Origin of the sequence: Sphaerochaeta globosa str. Buddy (assembly GCF_000190435.1) — a bacterium.
GTDB classification, from domain to species: Bacteria; Spirochaetota; Spirochaetia; order Sphaerochaetales; family Sphaerochaetaceae; genus Sphaerochaeta; species Sphaerochaeta globosa.
Map to the genome: position 1 here is coordinate 3,162,696 of NC_015152.1, position 15,348 is coordinate 3,178,043.

At 53.2% G+C, this 15,348-nt stretch carries 13 protein-coding genes; 6 read left to right on the plus strand and 7 right to left on the minus strand.

The window, feature by feature from the left end; all coding sequences use genetic code 11:
* The first annotated feature begins 5 nt into the window (after window positions 1-5).
* Genes dnaE through SPIBUDDY_RS14805 form a run of 5 tightly spaced genes read left to right on the plus strand, consistent with a single transcriptional unit; the run spans window position 6 to window position 7,696 of the window.
* Window positions 6-3,473, plus strand: a complete 3,468-nt coding sequence (gene dnaE, locus SPIBUDDY_RS14785; protein WP_013608570.1) for a DNA polymerase III subunit alpha — start codon at window positions 6-8, stop codon at window positions 3,471-3,473.
* Window positions 3,474-3,512: 39 nt separating this feature from the next.
* Complete coding sequence (locus SPIBUDDY_RS14790) at window positions 3,513-4,169, plus strand: YggT family protein (protein ID WP_013608571.1); 657 nt, start codon at window positions 3,513-3,515, stop codon at window positions 4,167-4,169.
* Between the two features lie 3 nt (window positions 4,170-4,172).
* A complete protein-coding gene (recG, locus tag SPIBUDDY_RS14795; RefSeq protein ID WP_013608572.1) occupies window positions 4,173-6,260 on the plus strand; it encodes an ATP-dependent DNA helicase RecG in 2,088 nt (695 codons plus the stop codon).
* Window positions 6,196-6,879 (plus strand): 16S rRNA (guanine(966)-N(2))-methyltransferase RsmD, encoded by a 684-nt coding sequence (gene rsmD, locus SPIBUDDY_RS14800; protein WP_281047955.1) that lies wholly within the window; start codon window positions 6,196-6,198, stop codon window positions 6,877-6,879. The genes recG and rsmD overlap by 65 nt, the downstream gene beginning before the upstream one ends.
* Window positions 6,872-7,696, plus strand: coding sequence for an acyl-[acyl-carrier-protein] thioesterase (locus tag SPIBUDDY_RS14805; protein ID WP_013608574.1), 825 nt, complete (start codon window positions 6,872-6,874; stop codon window positions 7,694-7,696). The genes rsmD and SPIBUDDY_RS14805 overlap by 8 nt, the downstream gene beginning before the upstream one ends.
* Here SPIBUDDY_RS14805 and SPIBUDDY_RS14810 read toward each other — a convergent pair.
* Genes SPIBUDDY_RS14810 through SPIBUDDY_RS14825 form a run of 4 tightly spaced genes read right to left on the minus strand, consistent with a single transcriptional unit; the run spans window position 7,689 to window position 10,284 of the window.
* Window positions 7,689-8,705: a hypothetical protein gene (locus SPIBUDDY_RS14810; RefSeq protein WP_013608575.1), complete on the minus strand. Its 1,017-nt coding sequence runs from the start codon at window positions 8,703-8,705 to the stop codon at window positions 7,689-7,691. The genes SPIBUDDY_RS14805 and SPIBUDDY_RS14810 overlap by 8 nt on opposite strands.
* Before the next feature lie 5 nt (window positions 8,706-8,710).
* Window positions 8,711-8,998: a hypothetical protein gene (locus SPIBUDDY_RS14815; protein WP_013608576.1), complete on the minus strand. Its 288-nt coding sequence runs from the start codon at window positions 8,996-8,998 to the stop codon at window positions 8,711-8,713.
* Complete coding sequence (gene lspA, locus SPIBUDDY_RS14820; RefSeq protein ID WP_013608577.1) at window positions 8,991-9,518, minus strand: signal peptidase II; 528 nt, start codon at window positions 9,516-9,518, stop codon at window positions 8,991-8,993. Before lspA ends, SPIBUDDY_RS14815 begins: the two co-directional genes overlap by 8 nt.
* A 13-nt stretch (window positions 9,519-9,531) precedes the next feature.
* The gene (locus SPIBUDDY_RS14825; RefSeq protein ID WP_155816132.1) at window positions 9,532-10,284 is read right to left on the minus strand and encodes a Nif3-like dinuclear metal center hexameric protein; all 753 of its coding nucleotides are present in this window, start codon (window positions 10,282-10,284) and stop codon (window positions 9,532-9,534) included.
* Between the two features lie 52 nt (window positions 10,285-10,336).
* Between SPIBUDDY_RS14825 and SPIBUDDY_RS14830 the strand changes: the two genes are divergently transcribed.
* Window positions 10,337-12,370 carry a Lon protease family protein gene (locus SPIBUDDY_RS14830; protein ID WP_013608579.1) on the plus strand — a complete coding sequence of 678 codons (2,034 nt, stop codon included), beginning with the start codon at window positions 10,337-10,339 and terminating at the stop codon, window positions 12,368-12,370.
* Here the strand turns inward: SPIBUDDY_RS14830 and SPIBUDDY_RS14835 are convergent.
* The 3 genes from SPIBUDDY_RS14835 to rsmI are packed head-to-tail and all read right to left on the minus strand — an operon-like array spanning window position 12,353 to window position 15,211.
* Entirely contained in the window at window positions 12,353-13,729 is a 1,377-nt protein-coding gene (locus tag SPIBUDDY_RS14835; RefSeq protein ID WP_013608580.1) for an MATE family efflux transporter, read from the minus strand. The genes SPIBUDDY_RS14830 and SPIBUDDY_RS14835 overlap by 18 nt on opposite strands.
* On the minus strand, window positions 13,726-14,526 hold the full coding sequence (locus tag SPIBUDDY_RS14840) for a TrmH family RNA methyltransferase (RefSeq protein WP_013608581.1): 801 nt from the start codon (window positions 14,524-14,526) through the stop codon (window positions 13,726-13,728). Before SPIBUDDY_RS14840 ends, SPIBUDDY_RS14835 begins: the two co-directional genes overlap by 4 nt.
* On the minus strand, window positions 14,504-15,211 hold the full coding sequence (rsmI, locus tag SPIBUDDY_RS14845; RefSeq protein WP_041381413.1) for a 16S rRNA (cytidine(1402)-2'-O)-methyltransferase: 708 nt from the start codon (window positions 15,209-15,211) through the stop codon (window positions 14,504-14,506). Before rsmI ends, SPIBUDDY_RS14840 begins: the two co-directional genes overlap by 23 nt.
* Between the last annotated feature and the right edge of the window lie 137 nt (window positions 15,212-15,348).

Below are 15,348 nucleotides of genomic sequence, written 5' to 3' on the forward strand. Positions count from 1 at the left end.
TATACATGTCTGAGCTTGAGACCGAGATCACCACACAGCAGAGCAGGTTCGTCCATCTGCATAATCATACCGACTTCTCCCTCCTCGATGGGGCCGCCCCTATCGGCCGTTACATGGCAAAGGCGAAGAGCCTGGGCATGACCAGCCTCGCCATAACCGACCATGGGAACATGTTCGGAGCCTTGCGTTTCTATAATGCAGCCAGGGATGCAGGCATCAAACCGATCATCGGTTGTGAATTCTACTGTAACCCTGCAGGCCATACCGAACGACCGGCTCCCGGCGGTAGGAAACCCAATCAGTACCACCTCATCCTTTTGGCAATCAATGAGAAAGGCTACCACAACCTGATGGAGCTCAACTCCCTTTCCTATACACAGGGATTCTATTTCAAACCCCGCATCGATGATGAGCTTTTGGTCAAATACAACGAAGGGGTCATCTGTCTTTCGGCATGCCTGGGTGGGGAAATTCTGCAGCACCTGCTCAACGACCAATACGAGAAAGCCAAGGAACGCGCCCTCTGGTTTTCCTCGGTCTTCGACGACGGCCGCTACTATCTGGAAATGCAGGACCACAACCTGCCTGATCAGAAGCGGACCAATCCCCTGCTCAAGCAGCTCAGCGAGGAGACCGGCATCCCCTTGGTTTGTACCAATGACATCCATTACATAGAGAAAGACGATGCTAACGCCCAGGACCTACTCTTATGCGTAGGCACCAACTCCAAGAAGAATGATCCCGACCGCATGCGGTTTCCCAATCAGGAATTCTACATGAAAAGCGAAGAGCAAATGGCATCAATCTTCAGCTGGTGTCCGGAAGCTTTGGAGAATACTGGAAAAATTGCCGATCGCTGCAACCTTGAGATTCACTTGCCGGGGCCACTGTTGCCCGACTTCGAAGTTCCCCAAGGCTTCGAGGGACCGGCACACTATCTGCGTCACCTCTCCCACGAAGGCCTGAAGAAACGCTATAGCGTGGTTACCGAGGAGTTGACCAAGCGCTTGGACTATGAGCTGGATGTCATCATCAAGATGAAGTTCGAAGGGTACTTCCTCATTGTCATGGATTATATCCAATGGGCGAAGAAACACGACATTCCTGTTGGACCGGGCCGCGGCTCGGGAGCCGGTTCCTTGGTTGCCTATTCCATCGATATCACCGACGTCGACCCCATCAAGTACAACCTGCTGTTCGAACGATTCCTCAACCCCGAACGGGTGAGCATGCCCGACTTCGATATCGACTTCTGCTTCGAACGGAGGCAGGAGGTCATCAACTACGTTACCGAACATTACGGGACCGAACGGGTGGCCCAGATCGCCACCTTCGGGACGTTGAAAGCCAAAGCTGTCGTCAAGGATGTCGCCCGCGTCCTGGACATCCCCTTCGATGAATCGAACAACATCTGCAAGCTCATCCCGGACGACCCCAAAATGACGCTCGCCAAGGCTTTCGAGCAGAACAAGGAGTTGGTTGAACTCGAACAGAAGGGAGGCATCTACGCCGAACTCTTTGATGCCGCCCGTCGCCTTGAAGGTCTGAACAGGCATACTTCCACCCACGCCGCAGGAGTGGTTATCGGCAAGGAAGAACTGGTCAACTATGTACCGCTGTATCGTGATGCCAAGACTGGAGCCATCTCCACCCAGTACACCATGGACCTCATCGAGGAGTGCGGGTTGGTAAAAATGGACTTTCTGGGTCTCAAGACGCTGACACTGATCAAACACACCGAGGACCTGATCCACAAGAAGGATCCGAAGTTTACCAGTACCGCAATAGACGAGAAGGACCCAAAGACCTTTGAAATGCTCTGCCGTGGAGATAGTACGGCTGTCTTCCAGTTTGAAAGCCAGGGAATGCAGAACATCCTCAAGGAGGCGAAGCCCTCCAACATCGAGGACCTGGTCGCCCTCAACGCCCTCTATCGCCCCGGTCCGATGGCCTATATCCCCCAGTTCGTCAACTGCAAGCTCGGCCGTCAACCCATCACCTATGCAAATCCGGAACTGGAAGAGGAGCTGAAAACCACTTACGGAGTCATTGTCTACCAGGAACAGGTTATGAAGGTAGCCCAGATCATAGCCGGCTATTCGCTGGGTGGTGCTGATATTCTCAGGCGCATCATGGGTAAGAAAAAGGTTGCAGCCCTTGAGAAGGAGAAGGTTAAGTTCATTGCCGGAGCGAAGGCTCTCGGTCGCAGTGAGCAACACGCCGCGGAAATCTTTGAGATGCTCGAGCCCTTTGCAGGCTACGGCTTCAACAAGAGCCATGCAGTGGCCTACTCGGTCGTCGCCTACCAGACAGCCTTCCTCAAGGCTAACTATCCAGCAGAATTCTGGGCGGCCAACCTCACCAACGAGATGGGCAGCCCCGATAAGTTCAGCGAGTATCTGCAGGTGGCAAAGGACCAAGGTCTGGAGATACTCCCCCCCTCGGTCAACTACTCGGACAAGCACTTCTCCGTTGTAAACGGAAAAATCGTTTACGGTCTTGCCGGCATAAAGAACGTCGGAGAGGGAGTGGTGGAGCTATTGGTCAGTGAGCGTGAGGCGCACGGTCCCTATAAGGACCTCTTGGATTTTTTGACCCGCCTCGATGCAAAGGCTATGAACACCAAGCTCTTGGAGTCACTGATAAAAGCAGGTGCCTTCGATACCCTGGGGACCAACCGCCCCACCCTGTTGGAAAACCTCGGCGATGCCATTACATATGTGCAAAAGCGCAAGGAAGCAACCGCTTTCGGACAGATTTCCCTCTTCGATGATGAAACAGAGGCCTCGATGGAGACGTTTACCATGAAGCCGGCCGAGGATTGGAAGCTGCCCGAAAAGCTGGAAATGGAAAAAGGCCTGTTGGGATTCTATATCTCCGGACACCCCCTGGATGCCTTTTCCCAGGCGATCAACCAGCGGGTTACGGCCAATACGGCACACCTTGAGAATGTTGCATTCAATCGACCCACCAACATTATAGCCATGGTCAGCTCAATCAGACCCTTCACCACCCAGAAGGGTGGCATCATGGCCTTCCTGCAGCTAACCGACCGCAACGCAACGTTCGATGCAACCTTGTTTCCCAAAACGTTTGAGCAGTACCGGGACCTGTTGCATGTCGATGGCATCTACGGCTTTGTCGGCAAGTTCGACAACTCCCGGGGCAACGACAAGATTTCCTACCTGATCGAGCAAATCTTTGAGGACCCCAACCAGCTTGCCCCGATTGCCGTCTCCCGCTGCCACATTGAATTGGAGAAATCCTTCTGCAGTACCGAGCATATCTCCCATTTGCGCGACACCTGTCTTTCCTATGGAGGAAACTGCAGTGTCATGCTTCATTTCAGGATGGAAGGTGAGAGCATGCCGATCACCGTCGAGTGCGGTCGTGAATTTTCAGTTCGGTACTGCAATGAGATAGAAGAGACGGTGAAGGAAAATCCCTCGGTATTGAACATTTGGTTCGACTAATGGGGAAAAGTTCTGTATCTTGAACAGTGGAGGAACAACATGAACCAAACCTACTATGACGGCGGGGTTCCCATTATACCGGCATCTTCCAATGTCTTCATGACCATTGCCTCGATTGCCGCTTCCCTACTCTCATTCTATTCGTTGCTGATCTGGCTCAGAATTGTTCTGACGTGGATTCGCATTCCCGGTCAGCTCCAGGAAAATCCGCTAGCCGCCCTGCTGGGTAAAATCGTCGACCCTTACCTCACCTGGTTCAGGGGAATCAGCAGCCTCAAACGAAGCAAATTGGACCTTACCCCGTTGGTTGCCCTGGCGGTGCTTTCGGTGGTTCAGTCGATGCTGCGCCTCTACGGCTCGTATGGACGGCTTACGATAGGCATGGTCTTCGCCTTGGTCCTGCAGACGCTCTGGTCCTACCTTATCAGTCCAGTCTTCTGGTTCCTGATTGTCCTTTTGGGCATCCGGCTCTTTTTCTGCTACAAGCGCAGTCCACAGACCATCAGCTATATCACGATGCTCGACTCCATGATCGGCGGGGTGCTCAATTGGGTGCAGAATCTTTTCTACCCCAAGAAAGCCATCAATGACCGGCAACTGATCACCACCAGCCTCATCTTCTTCATTGCCTGCTATATAGGCTCTTCGTTGCTGCTGCGTTTCATGATTGGTTTCTTCACAAACCTTGGATTCTGATCGATGGCATATGTCCGTGGCCTGAAACAGCCCATTACCGAGCTCAGCGGAGTGGGCCCAGCCGCAAAGGCTGCGTATCTCGAGCTCGGCATCAGTACGTACAGCGACCTGCTTCTGCTCTCTCCGAGAACCTGGGAAGACCGCAGTGAAGTACACCCATTGGGGGGCCTTGAGGACGCCCAAATGGCCAATACCCTGGTCGAAGTGCTCTCCCACTCCTACTTCGGTCTGAAGGCAGGCAAGAAACGTACCTTAAAAATTTTGGTGCGTGATGTTTCGGGCCTTGGTGATGGCAGACTGAGTCTGCTCTGCTTTGGTCGCAACTTCCTGGAAAAAACCATCAAGGTCGGGAGAATCTACTACCTCTACGGCAGCGTAAACCGAAACAGGGGGGAACTGCAATGTTCCCAGTTCGAGCTGTATCCAGCAACCGAGGATGGCGATTTTCCCAAACAGTTTGGACAGATTTTGCCCATCTATCCGCTTCGGGGATCACTGAGCCAGCGCCTGATCAGGACCAATATGAAGGCAGTGCTTGCAAGCGTTGATACCTTTGAGGATGAAATGACTGCCTCGATGCGTGAGAATTACCACCTATTGAGTACCGACCAAGCTATCAGGGCCTACCATTTCCCACCCTCGGTCGAGGTCCTCCACCAAGCCCACAGGACGCTTGCCCTGACCGAACTTTTCTATTTGCAGTTGGTTGCACGCAGGCACAAAAGCCTACAGCAGCGCAGCACAAGAACCGGGCCGAGCATTCCTACCAAGTTGGAACTGAAGTGCATAGAGACCCTTCCCTTCAGCCTGACAGGCGATCAGATAACCAGCCTCACGGAAATTCGTCAGGACCTGGACAGCGACATGCCCATGAACCGCCTTCTGCAAGGCGATGTCGGCAGCGGTAAAACCTTGGTCGCTTGGATCAGCGCCCTGCATGTCCTCTCCCAAAAAGGCCAGGTCGCCTTCATGGCTCCTACCGAACTCTTGGCCCGTCAGCACGCCGAGTCGGGGGCCGCTCTTTTGGAAAAGCTGGGTATCAGGCTTGCCTTCCTGACAGGATCGGTGAAAAACAAGGAACGTAGGCTTCTGCTTGAAGCCATCAAAGGCGGGGAAGTAGACATCATTATCGGCACCCATGCGCTTTTCTCCGCCGAGGTTGCCTTTCGCAACCTGCGGTATGTCATCATCGATGAACAGCATCGCTTTGGTGTCGAGCAGCGGCTCGCCCTCCTGGAAAAAGCCCAGGTCCCCGATTTGCTGCTCATGACCGCAACCCCCATTCCACGCACCCTCTCCTTGACGGTGTTTGGAAACCTCAATGTCTCCACCTTGCGAACCATGCCTGCCGGCAGAAAGCCGGTGATCACCCACCTGGTCAACGAACAGAGCCGTAAGCGTATGTACCAAGCAGTCGGGGTGGAATTCCAAAGGGGCCACCAAGCCTACTTTGTCTATCCGCGCATCGATGACAGCGGGGAAAGCGACCTGCGTGATGTGAATAACATGTATGAATTTCTCAAGAACGAGTACCCTACCGTCCCCTCCGCCCTGATTCACAGCAAGCTCGATGAGGAGGAGAAAGTACACATCCTCAAGGAATATCAGGGAGGCAGGATTGCCTACTTGGTTTCCACCAGTGTCGTGGAGGTCGGCATCGACATCCCCAATGCCACGTGCATGGTCATCGAGCATGCCGACCGATTCGGACTTTCGGCATTGCATCAGCTGCGCGGGCGTGTCGGACGTTCGGTATTGCAGTCCTACTGCTTTTTGGTCTTCGGTGATGAGCTTACCGATGAGGCAAAGCAAAGGTTGAAGGTGATGAAGGAGTCGAATGATGGATTCTACATCGCCGAACAGGATCTTTTGATCCGCGGCCCGGGAGAGCTTACCGGAACCAGACAGTCGGGATACCTCAAGCTCATCTACGCTTCGCTGACCGATGATCTCCCCCTCATCGAGATCGCCCGCAACGAAGCCGACCATATTCTGGAGAGCGATCCCGGCCTTCTGCAAGTCGAGCATGAGCCGATCAGGGCCACTCTCGCCAACGCCCCACCCTTTGAAGAAGAGCACAGCGAGGCTTAAAAAGGCAACTTGCATAAGTGGGCTCAGGTTACTATCATCAAGGAGTGAGGTGTACAGTATGCGCATAACCGGAGGAATCTATCGGGGAAGGACAGTTGCCTGTCCCCCGGGAATCATAAGACCTGCAATGGATATGATGCGGGAGTCGCTCTTCTCCATCCTGGGCAACCTGGAGGGAAAGAGCTGGCTGGACTTATTCACCGGCAGCGGTTGCGTCGGCATTGAAGCCGCAAGCCGTGGTGCTTCCCTTGTACACCTCGTAGAAAAGGACCGGCTCAAGCGAACCACCATTTTGGAGAACATCAGCATGGTGGAGAGCGAAATAACTCTCTTCATGGCCGATGTCCATCGATTCATCCCTACCGCCAAGCGTCAGTATGACATTGTGTATGCAGACCCTCCCTTCCCCATGCAGGGAAAGGTCGGCCTTGCCCAGGCAGTGGACAAGCAGAAGCTGCTCACACCCACAGGATTGTTCATTATCCACTATCCTTCAGAAGAGAAGGGCCAGTGGCCTGAGCAGGTGGGAAACCTGGTCTGTTACGACCAGCGTAAATATGGCAGAAGCACCCTCCGCTTCTACAAAAATACCCAAGATGCGGGAGAACATAATGCATAACGACCTTGCCTTGATCGATGAGAACAACATAGCCACAAGCACCTTCATGACCTACAGCTACGAGACAGACTGCTTCTCCGAAGCGCGATTGGCCTTCTATTTCCAGATCGTCCAGGAGGCTGCAGGCGTGCACGCCGCCTTGCGTGGCTGTTCCATCCCTTCCCTGCATACAGAGGGAAAGACTTGGGTTATCACCCGCAGCAGCATGGAAGTCTTTCGTTACACCGCCTGGAATGAGGCGATCAAGATCGAGACCTGGGCGCAGGAGCCGATCAGGCTGCACCTACCGCGCGTGGTCAAAGGCTATGACAATGTGGGCAACCCCGTCTTCATTGCAAAAACACACTGGGCCATCATTGATTTGGACAGCGGCAGACCTTGCCGTCCGATGGATATGTCGCTGCGCATCGGCCTTCCCCCTGCTTCCGATGAGGCTCACCATCTGGATATGACGCTTCCGAGGAAACAGGATGAGGTGGAACTTGAGCTTCTGAGCAGCTACAAACCCATCATCGCCTACCTGGACACCGACAGAAACCTGCATGTAAACAACATTTCCTATCTCAACTGGGCCCTGGAAAGTCTTCCTGCATCCTTTCGCAACCGTTGCAAGGTTTCTAGTGTGGATGTCTCCTACCTCAGGCAGACGTATCTGGAGGATGACTTGAACGTGTATACCTACTCCAAAGACCAAAAGGCTCTCTTTACCGATGATCCGATACTGGAGCACAGGATTTTGCGCAAGGAGAAGGATGGTAGTACCACCTTGGTATGGCTCGGAACAACAAGCTGGAAACGAAGGGAAGATCTTAGATAAAAACCTTGCGCAAGGTGGGTTCCTTGCCCAAAAGCAGGCCTATGGATTCCTTGACAGGAAACAGGCCGCTCTTTGAGTTGGCGCTGTAATAGCAATACCAGCAGGCTTCCTCGCTCTTGTAGCGGACGTCACAGCTGACAATGTAGCGGCTCGCCCACCCCGACTGAGGGGGGACAAGAACAGGAGAGCGGAACGATGGCTTGAAAACAAGGCCGTCGGTGCTTTCCAGTTGCAGCAGCATGCTGGTGGTCTTGCCCTTCTTCTTGTCCCAATACATGGCGCATTCAAAGCCAACGTACCCATCAACGGTTTTCACCACCTTAATGCTTCCTACGGCCATATTCCGGTATGAATCGTCGGCATAGGGAGAGAGGATGGGCTCGCCTTCATTGGCCAAGGCATAGGGTCCTTCCAGATTGCTCGAAAGGGCCATGGCAAAGTGTCTGCTGGTTTTTTGCTTGGTATCAGGAAGCTCCAAATGGGAAGCCCCGAAATACAAGCGATAGCCCTGTTCGGTCTTGATGATCTGGGGACGGGAAATGCGCGGTTTTTTCAAGCCATCCTTGGCAAATGGAACCGTACGGCTATCCAAAAGGACTTTTGGTTCACTGAAGAGAATCAGGTCGGTCGAGGAACGCATCTCAAAACGGCTGTAGGTAATCTTCTCGATCTCCCTGCGTCTGAGTCTTCCCTTACGAAGGGGAGGAAGCGATGCATTGTGCTTCTCATATATCAGGTAATAGATGCCGTCCTCGTGATACAGGGATGGGGAGTGGCCCCTGAGCTCAATCATTTTTCTCGGTTCCCAACTGATTCCATTCTCACTGATGAAATGCTCAATTCCCACCCAGGTATGGCCGAACAAGTGCCATTTGCCGTCAGGACTCTCTTCGGGAAATAAGAAGAATGGGTCGCAAAGCCGGCTCATATACCAAAGACTGCGAATTACCGGTTCATCGCTGAACGGGTACCAAGAGATCTTGGAAAATGAGGAAAGCGAGAGAGCCATCGAACCTACTCCTGCTTGCGCTTGGGAGGTCTGCGACCACCCCAAAGCGGGCTGAGGTTCTGTTCGAGATTGAACTTTTTGTTCATCCACTTGATGATTTTGGAGTAAGCAAAGAAGCTTCCCCCGATGCTCACCACGAACGTCAGTCCCAGCCACAGAGGAATCAGGGAGCTATTGGGATCGACAAACCGGGTTATCAGGATGAAACAGACGATGAAAAGAATCATCATCAAAAGGATGTTCAGGACGGTGGCCGCCAACATGAACCAGAGGGTATTCGATTTCTTAGACATGCTTTCCTTCCTTGGATTCCGATTGTTCGAACAGAATGCTGATTGCAAGCAGGATACCGCTGATGACCAGAGAGGCATCAGCAATATTCCAAGTCGGCCAACGTTCGAAGCCTAAAAATCCATAGACTTTTACACTGATGAAATCCACCACCCTGAAGCTTCGGAAAATCCGGTCGATCAGGTTGCCGATGCCTCCTCCCAAAAAAAGGGCGAGCACCCAACGGTGGAATACACTAAGGTCAAAACGCTTGGAAAAATAGACGAAAAATACGACGATGACCAGAATAATGGGGATAATGATAAAGAACAACAACTTGATGAGCAAAGGCAGACTGTCGCCCATGCTGAAGGCGATGGCCGTGTTGCGTACATGGACAATAGCCAGGAAATCACCCCAATATTGAAAACCAACCGTGTTCTCAGCGATGTGCTTCACAATCCAAGCCTTGGAAAGCTGGTCTGCTAGGATAATACAAAAAGTGAGCAAGAGCGGTAGGTAACTTCGTTTGTTTTGTCCCATAGTGCTGACTATACTATAACCCGGTTGGGTTGGCAACAAAGATGACTTGAAGCCCGAACTTCTGCTTGAGGTGCTCCATAAGTGCCTGCAAGCCGAATGTTTCGGTCATATAGTGCCCCCCTGCAATTACGGTGATCCCGCCCTCGGCGGCATCGTGATAGTTCTGATGCTCAAACTCGCCGGTTATGAAACAATCAAGGCCTTCAGCCATGGCTGCAAGCACATCGGAACTTGCGCCGCCGCTGACAATACCCACCTGTGTGATCAGCTCATTGCCGAAGGGAAGGATAACAGGATCAACAAAACCCAACTGCTTTGCAATCCACTGTGCCGTGCGGCCTTCACCAAGATTTCCCTTGCAGCCGAGCATGCATCCCTTGTAGGGTGCAAAACTTTGGATGTCCTTCAGCCCAAGCTTTCTTGCCATGACACTATTGTTGCCCACCTCCGGGTGGGCGTCCAACGGCAGGTGGGCTGCATACAAGTCAAGGTTCCCTTCGATGAGGGTTTTCAATCGGGTGTAGTGAGGCCCGCATACGGCAAGCGGCTCGCCCCAGAACAGGCCATGGTGCACAACCAACAGGTCCGCTTTTGCCTTGATCGCCTCTTCAAAGGTAGACTGACATGCATCGACGGCAAAAGCTACTCTTCCCACCTGTCTGTCTGCCGGCCCAACAACAAGTGAGTTAAGCGACCGATCGATGCCAGTAAAGGAGGCAACTTCTAGATATGCATCAAGATAGGAGACAAGTTCACTACGTTTCATAGTCATAGTATAAAGAGTTGACACCTTTTGTTCCACCACCTATAGTTCGAGCATGACCGATACACAGGTGAGAGCAAAACCGCTCACATACGAAGAAGCTTCCTTTGATTTCGACATCGCAACCATCCGAGGGTGCAGAGCTCTTGGTTCCAGTGAGCCGATTGTCGGCCAGCCACGCGCCCTCAGGACCCTTGAACTTGGGCTCTCCCTGTCAAAGACCGGATACAACATTTTTGTCAGCGGCGACAGCGGCAGTGGAAGACACGAGGCGGTACGCCATGCCGTCCAGGAAACCAGGCATGACACCTCGCAATTACGCGACTTGGTCTATGTCTACAATTTCCTCCAGCCCAACAGCCCAAGAGTGCTTACCTTCAAACCAGGGGACGGCCATTTGTTCTGCGATGCTGCAGAGGCCTTCAACCAAGAACTTTTGGCGCTCGCCCTGCAAAAGCGTGACTTCTATGCAACAGCCCTTGAACTGCTCGCTGAATTCGAGGCGCAATTCCCTGATCATTCACTGTTTGACCACTTCAATCAAATACGCTTGGACCTCAAGCGGATGGAAAAGCATATCCAGGGTCTTGATGAAAAAGCCTGCAAGCTGGACCCGCTTGCAACCAAATACCGGGCAAACCTGCTGGTAAACCATGCCAAGGCTACCCAGAGGCCCTTCATCATTGAATCACATCCCTCGTTCTCCAATCTCTTTGGGTCGGTGGACAGTGAGCAGAAAATGCCTCATATGGCCTTGCATGCCGGCTCCTTGCTTGAAGCAAGCGGCGGTTTTTTGGTCATCGATGCCGAGGAGTTGCTCAGTGAGCACGGCCTGTGGGATGCACTGAAGCGCTACCTGGATGCAAACGCCCTGACACTGGAAAGCGGAACGATTACCAAAGGAGAGCTGCGTAGTCCGTCCATCAGGCCGCAAATGCCCCGCATACCGGTCAAAGTAATCCTAATCGGCAGCGAAGAGACCTACGACACACTCACCGAAGGCGATGAACGTTTTCTCACACTCTTCAAACTCTGTGCTCAATTTGACTACTCCATGAGACTGAACGAACAGACCATAGCCCAGACCATAGCCAACCTGGACAGCTATGCAAAAGCAAACAAGCTGCTGGAACTCAGTGATGAAGCCTTCCTCCAGCTGCTCAGGTACAGCTGTTGGTATGTGGAGTCGCGTGAGCATCTGAGCACCCAATTCTCCACCCTCTACGACTTGCTTGAAGAGTCCAACTGGTGGGCCCGATACCACAAGAAAAAGCAGATTGACGACCAGGTGGTACTCACCGCCCATGAGGAACGTGAGTATGCCAACGGAATCAGCGAGAGCAAGATCAACGAGGAGATTCTCAGCGGGGACATGATCATCAGCCTTTCGGGTACCAAGGTCGGGGTGGTGAACGGCCTTGCAGTCATGGACCGGGGCAGTGCCTCGTTCGGAACTCCGACGGTCATCAGTTGCACGGTAGCCCCCGGCAACGAGGGCATTGTGAATATTGAGCATGAGGCAGGCCTCAGCGGCGAAATTCACGACAAGGGCCTTTTGATTCTTGAGGGGTACCTGCGCAAGCACTACGCCCGCACGTTCCCTCTTTCCATTTATGCAGGTATCGCTTTCGAGCAATCCTATGCTGAAGTGGATGGCGACAGCGCCTCCTCAAGCGAGCTCTACGCCCTGCTTTCAGCCATTGGCGAGCTTCCGGTCCGTCAGGACATTGCCGTTACCGGCTCGGTGAACCAAATGGGTATGATCCAGCCGGTTGGGGGCATCAACGAAAAAATTGAGGGTTTCTTCCATACCTGCCAAGCCACCGGCCTGACGGGAAAGCAGGGAGTGATCATCCCCATCCAGAATGTGCGCAATCTAATACTCGACTACGAGGTGCTTGAGGCGATCAAGGAAGGCAAGTTCTTCATCTATCCCATCAGAAGCATCGATGAAGGCATGCAACTGCTGACCGGACGCCCTGCAGGCATCCGCAATGCAAAGGGCAACTACGGCGCCGGCAACTTCAATTACGATATTGAAGACCGATTGCGCAAGATGTATCAGGCGGTCTTAGCCAACCGAGGCTAGCGTGCGCAGTTTCTTCAAGAAAGGAAGAATGTAGGCAAGAGAAAGCAGGAAGGTGAGAATATCGGCGATAGGCTGGGCGATTTGCACTCCGCTCAGTCCGATAAAGGACGGCAACAGGGCAATGACGGGGACAAAAAAGAATCCCTGCCTTGCCAGTGCCAGAATCGAGCTGGAACTGCCGTGCCCGGTACTTTGGAACACCATCCCGCTGAGGGTATTGAAAGCCGACAGCGGCATCAGGATGCATTGGTAGCGGATGGCAACCGTCCCGATGGCAATTACCGCCGGGTCTGACAGAAACAACAACATAATATAATTCGCCCCCGCAAAACAGATCGCACCGATGAAGGTGAAAGCCACCACCGCGGTACGTACACAGAACTTGAAGGCTTCAATCAGACGATCGTAGCGCTTTGCGCCCCAGCTGAAACCAGCGACAGGCTGCAGCCCCTGGCCGAACCCGATCAAGGCTGAGTTGAGAAACTGCATGACGCGTGTGGTGATGGACATGGCAGCAATGGCCTGATCGCCAAAGGGGGCGGAGAATACATTCAGGCAGATGGCGGATACGGTGTGCAGCATGGTCCGAAACAGCGAAGGGGCTCCGACGGTCAGGATGTCGCGATAGATCCACCACTTCAATCGTACCTGTCGGACGGAAAGATTCAAATTGCTGCGCTTGCGTAAAAAATGGGAGAATAGAATGCAGAAGCTGACACCTTGGCTGAGAACCGTGGCAAGTGCTGCCCCTTTAATGCCCATGCCGAAGCCGAAAATGAAAATTGGGTCGAGAATGACATTCAGCAGTGCTCCGCTTGCCATGCCCAGCATCCCAAGGTATGCCTTACCCTCCGAGCGGAGGTTGTTGTTCATCGTATAGCTGACAGCCATCCAGGGGGCACCGATGAGGATGACCGAAGCGTAGCTGACAGCATACGGGGCGATGGTAGGGGTGGCGCCCAAAAAGCGTACCAGGGAGTTGGTCCAAGCAAGCCCGAACAGGGTGAAGACCAGGGCCAGACCCATGGAGGTGAAAAAGGCTGTGCTGAAAACCTGATTGGCTTCAGTACGCTTTTTTGCACCAAGCAGTCGGGAAACCGTGTTTGCCGACCCTTGTCCGAGGGTGATGCCGATTGACTGGATGATGCTCATGATCGAGAAGACAACCCCGACTGCAGCACTGCTCTGTGTTCCCAACCTGCTGACAAAAATAGTATCGGTCATAGAATACAAGGAAGTGATGAGCATACTGATGATCGTGGGGGTGGCCAATTGCAGGATGAGCGAAGTAACCGGTTGCTCGGTCATACGCGTATAGTTCTGTTCAGCGTTGAGTGCAGTTTCCTTGAAGAGTTTCATGCAGAGAACCATCCATGCATCATGATTCCTGCTGCAACCGCGACATTCAGCGATCCTTTGGTACCCGCCTGGGCGATGGTAAGCCTGCCCATCGATGCTTCGCACGCACCCAGTAGGGCCGGGCTCACCCCCAGCTCCTCACTGCCGATCACGGCAATACCTTTGGGCGGAAATGAAAACAGGTCTAGCTCGGTTCCTCCGGTTTCCAGTGCGAACAGGGGAAGCTGTATCGTTTCCAACCGAGTAAGCATCGCTTCCTCACTGAGTATCTCATACTCAACGGTCTTGGTGCAGCCGCGGCTGGTTTTATAGGTTCGGCTATGGTCGACGGCGGCACAGCCTTCAATAAGATAGATTTTCTGAATTCCAAAGGAGTCGGCCGAACGGAAAATGGAACCAACATTATAGGGAGAGCGTATGCGGTCGAGTATCAAGATATGTTCCACGATTGTCCGCTGGCTGCTGTCAAGGTTTCCTTCTTCATCCAAGAAATCCCAATCAGAAGGATCACTGCCCAACGCTTGGAGCAAGAGGTAGTGGATATCCTCACACACTACAGCTTTTTGCTTTCCCTTCTCGTTCTCCAATGCAGCTGAGAGCAGACCGAGGCGGGCGAGTTCGCTTTCATTGAGCACCGCTGTAAACTGCTCGGAGCCGAACAAGCCGGTAAGGGCCAAAAGATACAGATGATCTTCCTGATTGCGCATAGCCTGCTGCGCCATCTGGTGAAACAGCAGGGCGCACTTGCGTACGCAGGTGCGGTCCTTGAGTGTCTTAAGCTTCGCTATCGTTATCATCCGCATCACCCGATTGCTTGGGGGCGACCAGCACTGCAAATTCCCCCTTGATCGCATCCCTACCCGTAAGGGTGGCCGCAATCTGGGCAGCCGTTCCCTGCAGGAATTCCTCAAACTTCTTGGTCATCTCCCGCCCTGCGACAACAGAACGTGTTGCATCGAGGGTAGCAATCTCTTGGAGAGTCTTCACGATACGAAACGGCGACTCATAGAGAATGAAGGCTTCCTCACGTTCCAACAGCTGCTGAAGACGCTTGGTCCGCCTACCCTTTCTCGGGCTGAGAAAACCTTCGAACGTGAAGCTCTTGCCGACAAAGCCGGCTACGCTGACCAAGGCGGCTACCGCACTGGCCCCCGGAATGGGAACTATGGTGAAGCCTGCCTGCCGCACAGCAGTGACCACCCGTGCCCCCGGGTCGCTGATGCCGGGGGTTCCGGCGTCGCTGACAAAGGCTACATCCAAGCCGCTTGCCAACAGCTCTACGATTCCCTTGGCGGAATTGATCTCGTTGTGGGCGTGACAAGCTATCAGGCGCTTGGAGATTTCATAGTGGGTAAGCAATTGCTGGGTATGGCGGGTATCCTCGCAAGCGATAACATCCACACTCTTAAGCGTCTGTACAGCCCGGTAGGTGATATCCTCAAGGTTCCCGATTGGTGTCGCCACCATATAGAAGGTACTCATGCGCATCAGTCTACATGCTCTAGAGCGTCCTTACAAGCGTATTGGGTTGGTATCGTTTCCCACGTAGTTTGGTATTTTTCACCACAATAGGTAGGAAACCTAGCCATTTTCAGCCAAAGTGCAGGAAAATTGCTCCC

Excerpts from the sequence above, each read along its gene's own strand:
- dnaE (WP_013608570.1), top strand. The coding sequence starts at position 6 with ATGTCTGAGCTTGAGACCGAGATCACCACACAGCAGAGCAGGTTCGTC.
- SPIBUDDY_RS14790 (WP_013608571.1), top strand. The coding sequence starts at position 3,513 with ATGAACCAAACCTACTATGACGGCGGGGTTCCCATTATACCGGCATCT.
- recG (WP_013608572.1), top strand. The coding sequence starts at position 4,173 with ATGGCATATGTCCGTGGCCTGAAACAGCCCATTACCGAGCTCAGCGGA.
- rsmD (WP_281047955.1), top strand. The coding sequence starts at position 6,196 with ATGAGCCGATCAGGGCCACTCTCGCCAACGCCCCACCCTTTGAAGAAG.
- SPIBUDDY_RS14805 (WP_013608574.1), top strand. The coding sequence starts at position 6,872 with ATGCATAACGACCTTGCCTTGATCGATGAGAACAACATAGCCACAAGC.
- SPIBUDDY_RS14810 (WP_013608575.1), bottom strand. The coding sequence starts at position 8,705 with ATGGCTCTCTCGCTTTCCTCATTTTCCAAGATCTCTTGGTACCCGTTC.
- SPIBUDDY_RS14815 (WP_013608576.1), bottom strand. The coding sequence starts at position 8,998 with ATGTCTAAGAAATCGAATACCCTCTGGTTCATGTTGGCGGCCACCGTC.
- lspA (WP_013608577.1), bottom strand. The coding sequence starts at position 9,518 with ATGGGACAAAACAAACGAAGTTACCTACCGCTCTTGCTCACTTTTTGT.
- SPIBUDDY_RS14825 (WP_155816132.1), bottom strand. The coding sequence starts at position 10,284 with ATGAAACGTAGTGAACTTGTCTCCTATCTTGATGCATATCTAGAAGTT.
- SPIBUDDY_RS14830 (WP_013608579.1), top strand. The coding sequence starts at position 10,337 with ATGACCGATACACAGGTGAGAGCAAAACCGCTCACATACGAAGAAGCT.
- SPIBUDDY_RS14835 (WP_013608580.1), bottom strand. The coding sequence starts at position 13,729 with ATGAAACTCTTCAAGGAAACTGCACTCAACGCTGAACAGAACTATACG.
- SPIBUDDY_RS14840 (WP_013608581.1), bottom strand. The coding sequence starts at position 14,526 with ATGATAACGATAGCGAAGCTTAAGACACTCAAGGACCGCACCTGCGTA.
- rsmI (WP_041381413.1), bottom strand. The coding sequence starts at position 15,211 with ATGAGTACCTTCTATATGGTGGCGACACCAATCGGGAACCTTGAGGAT.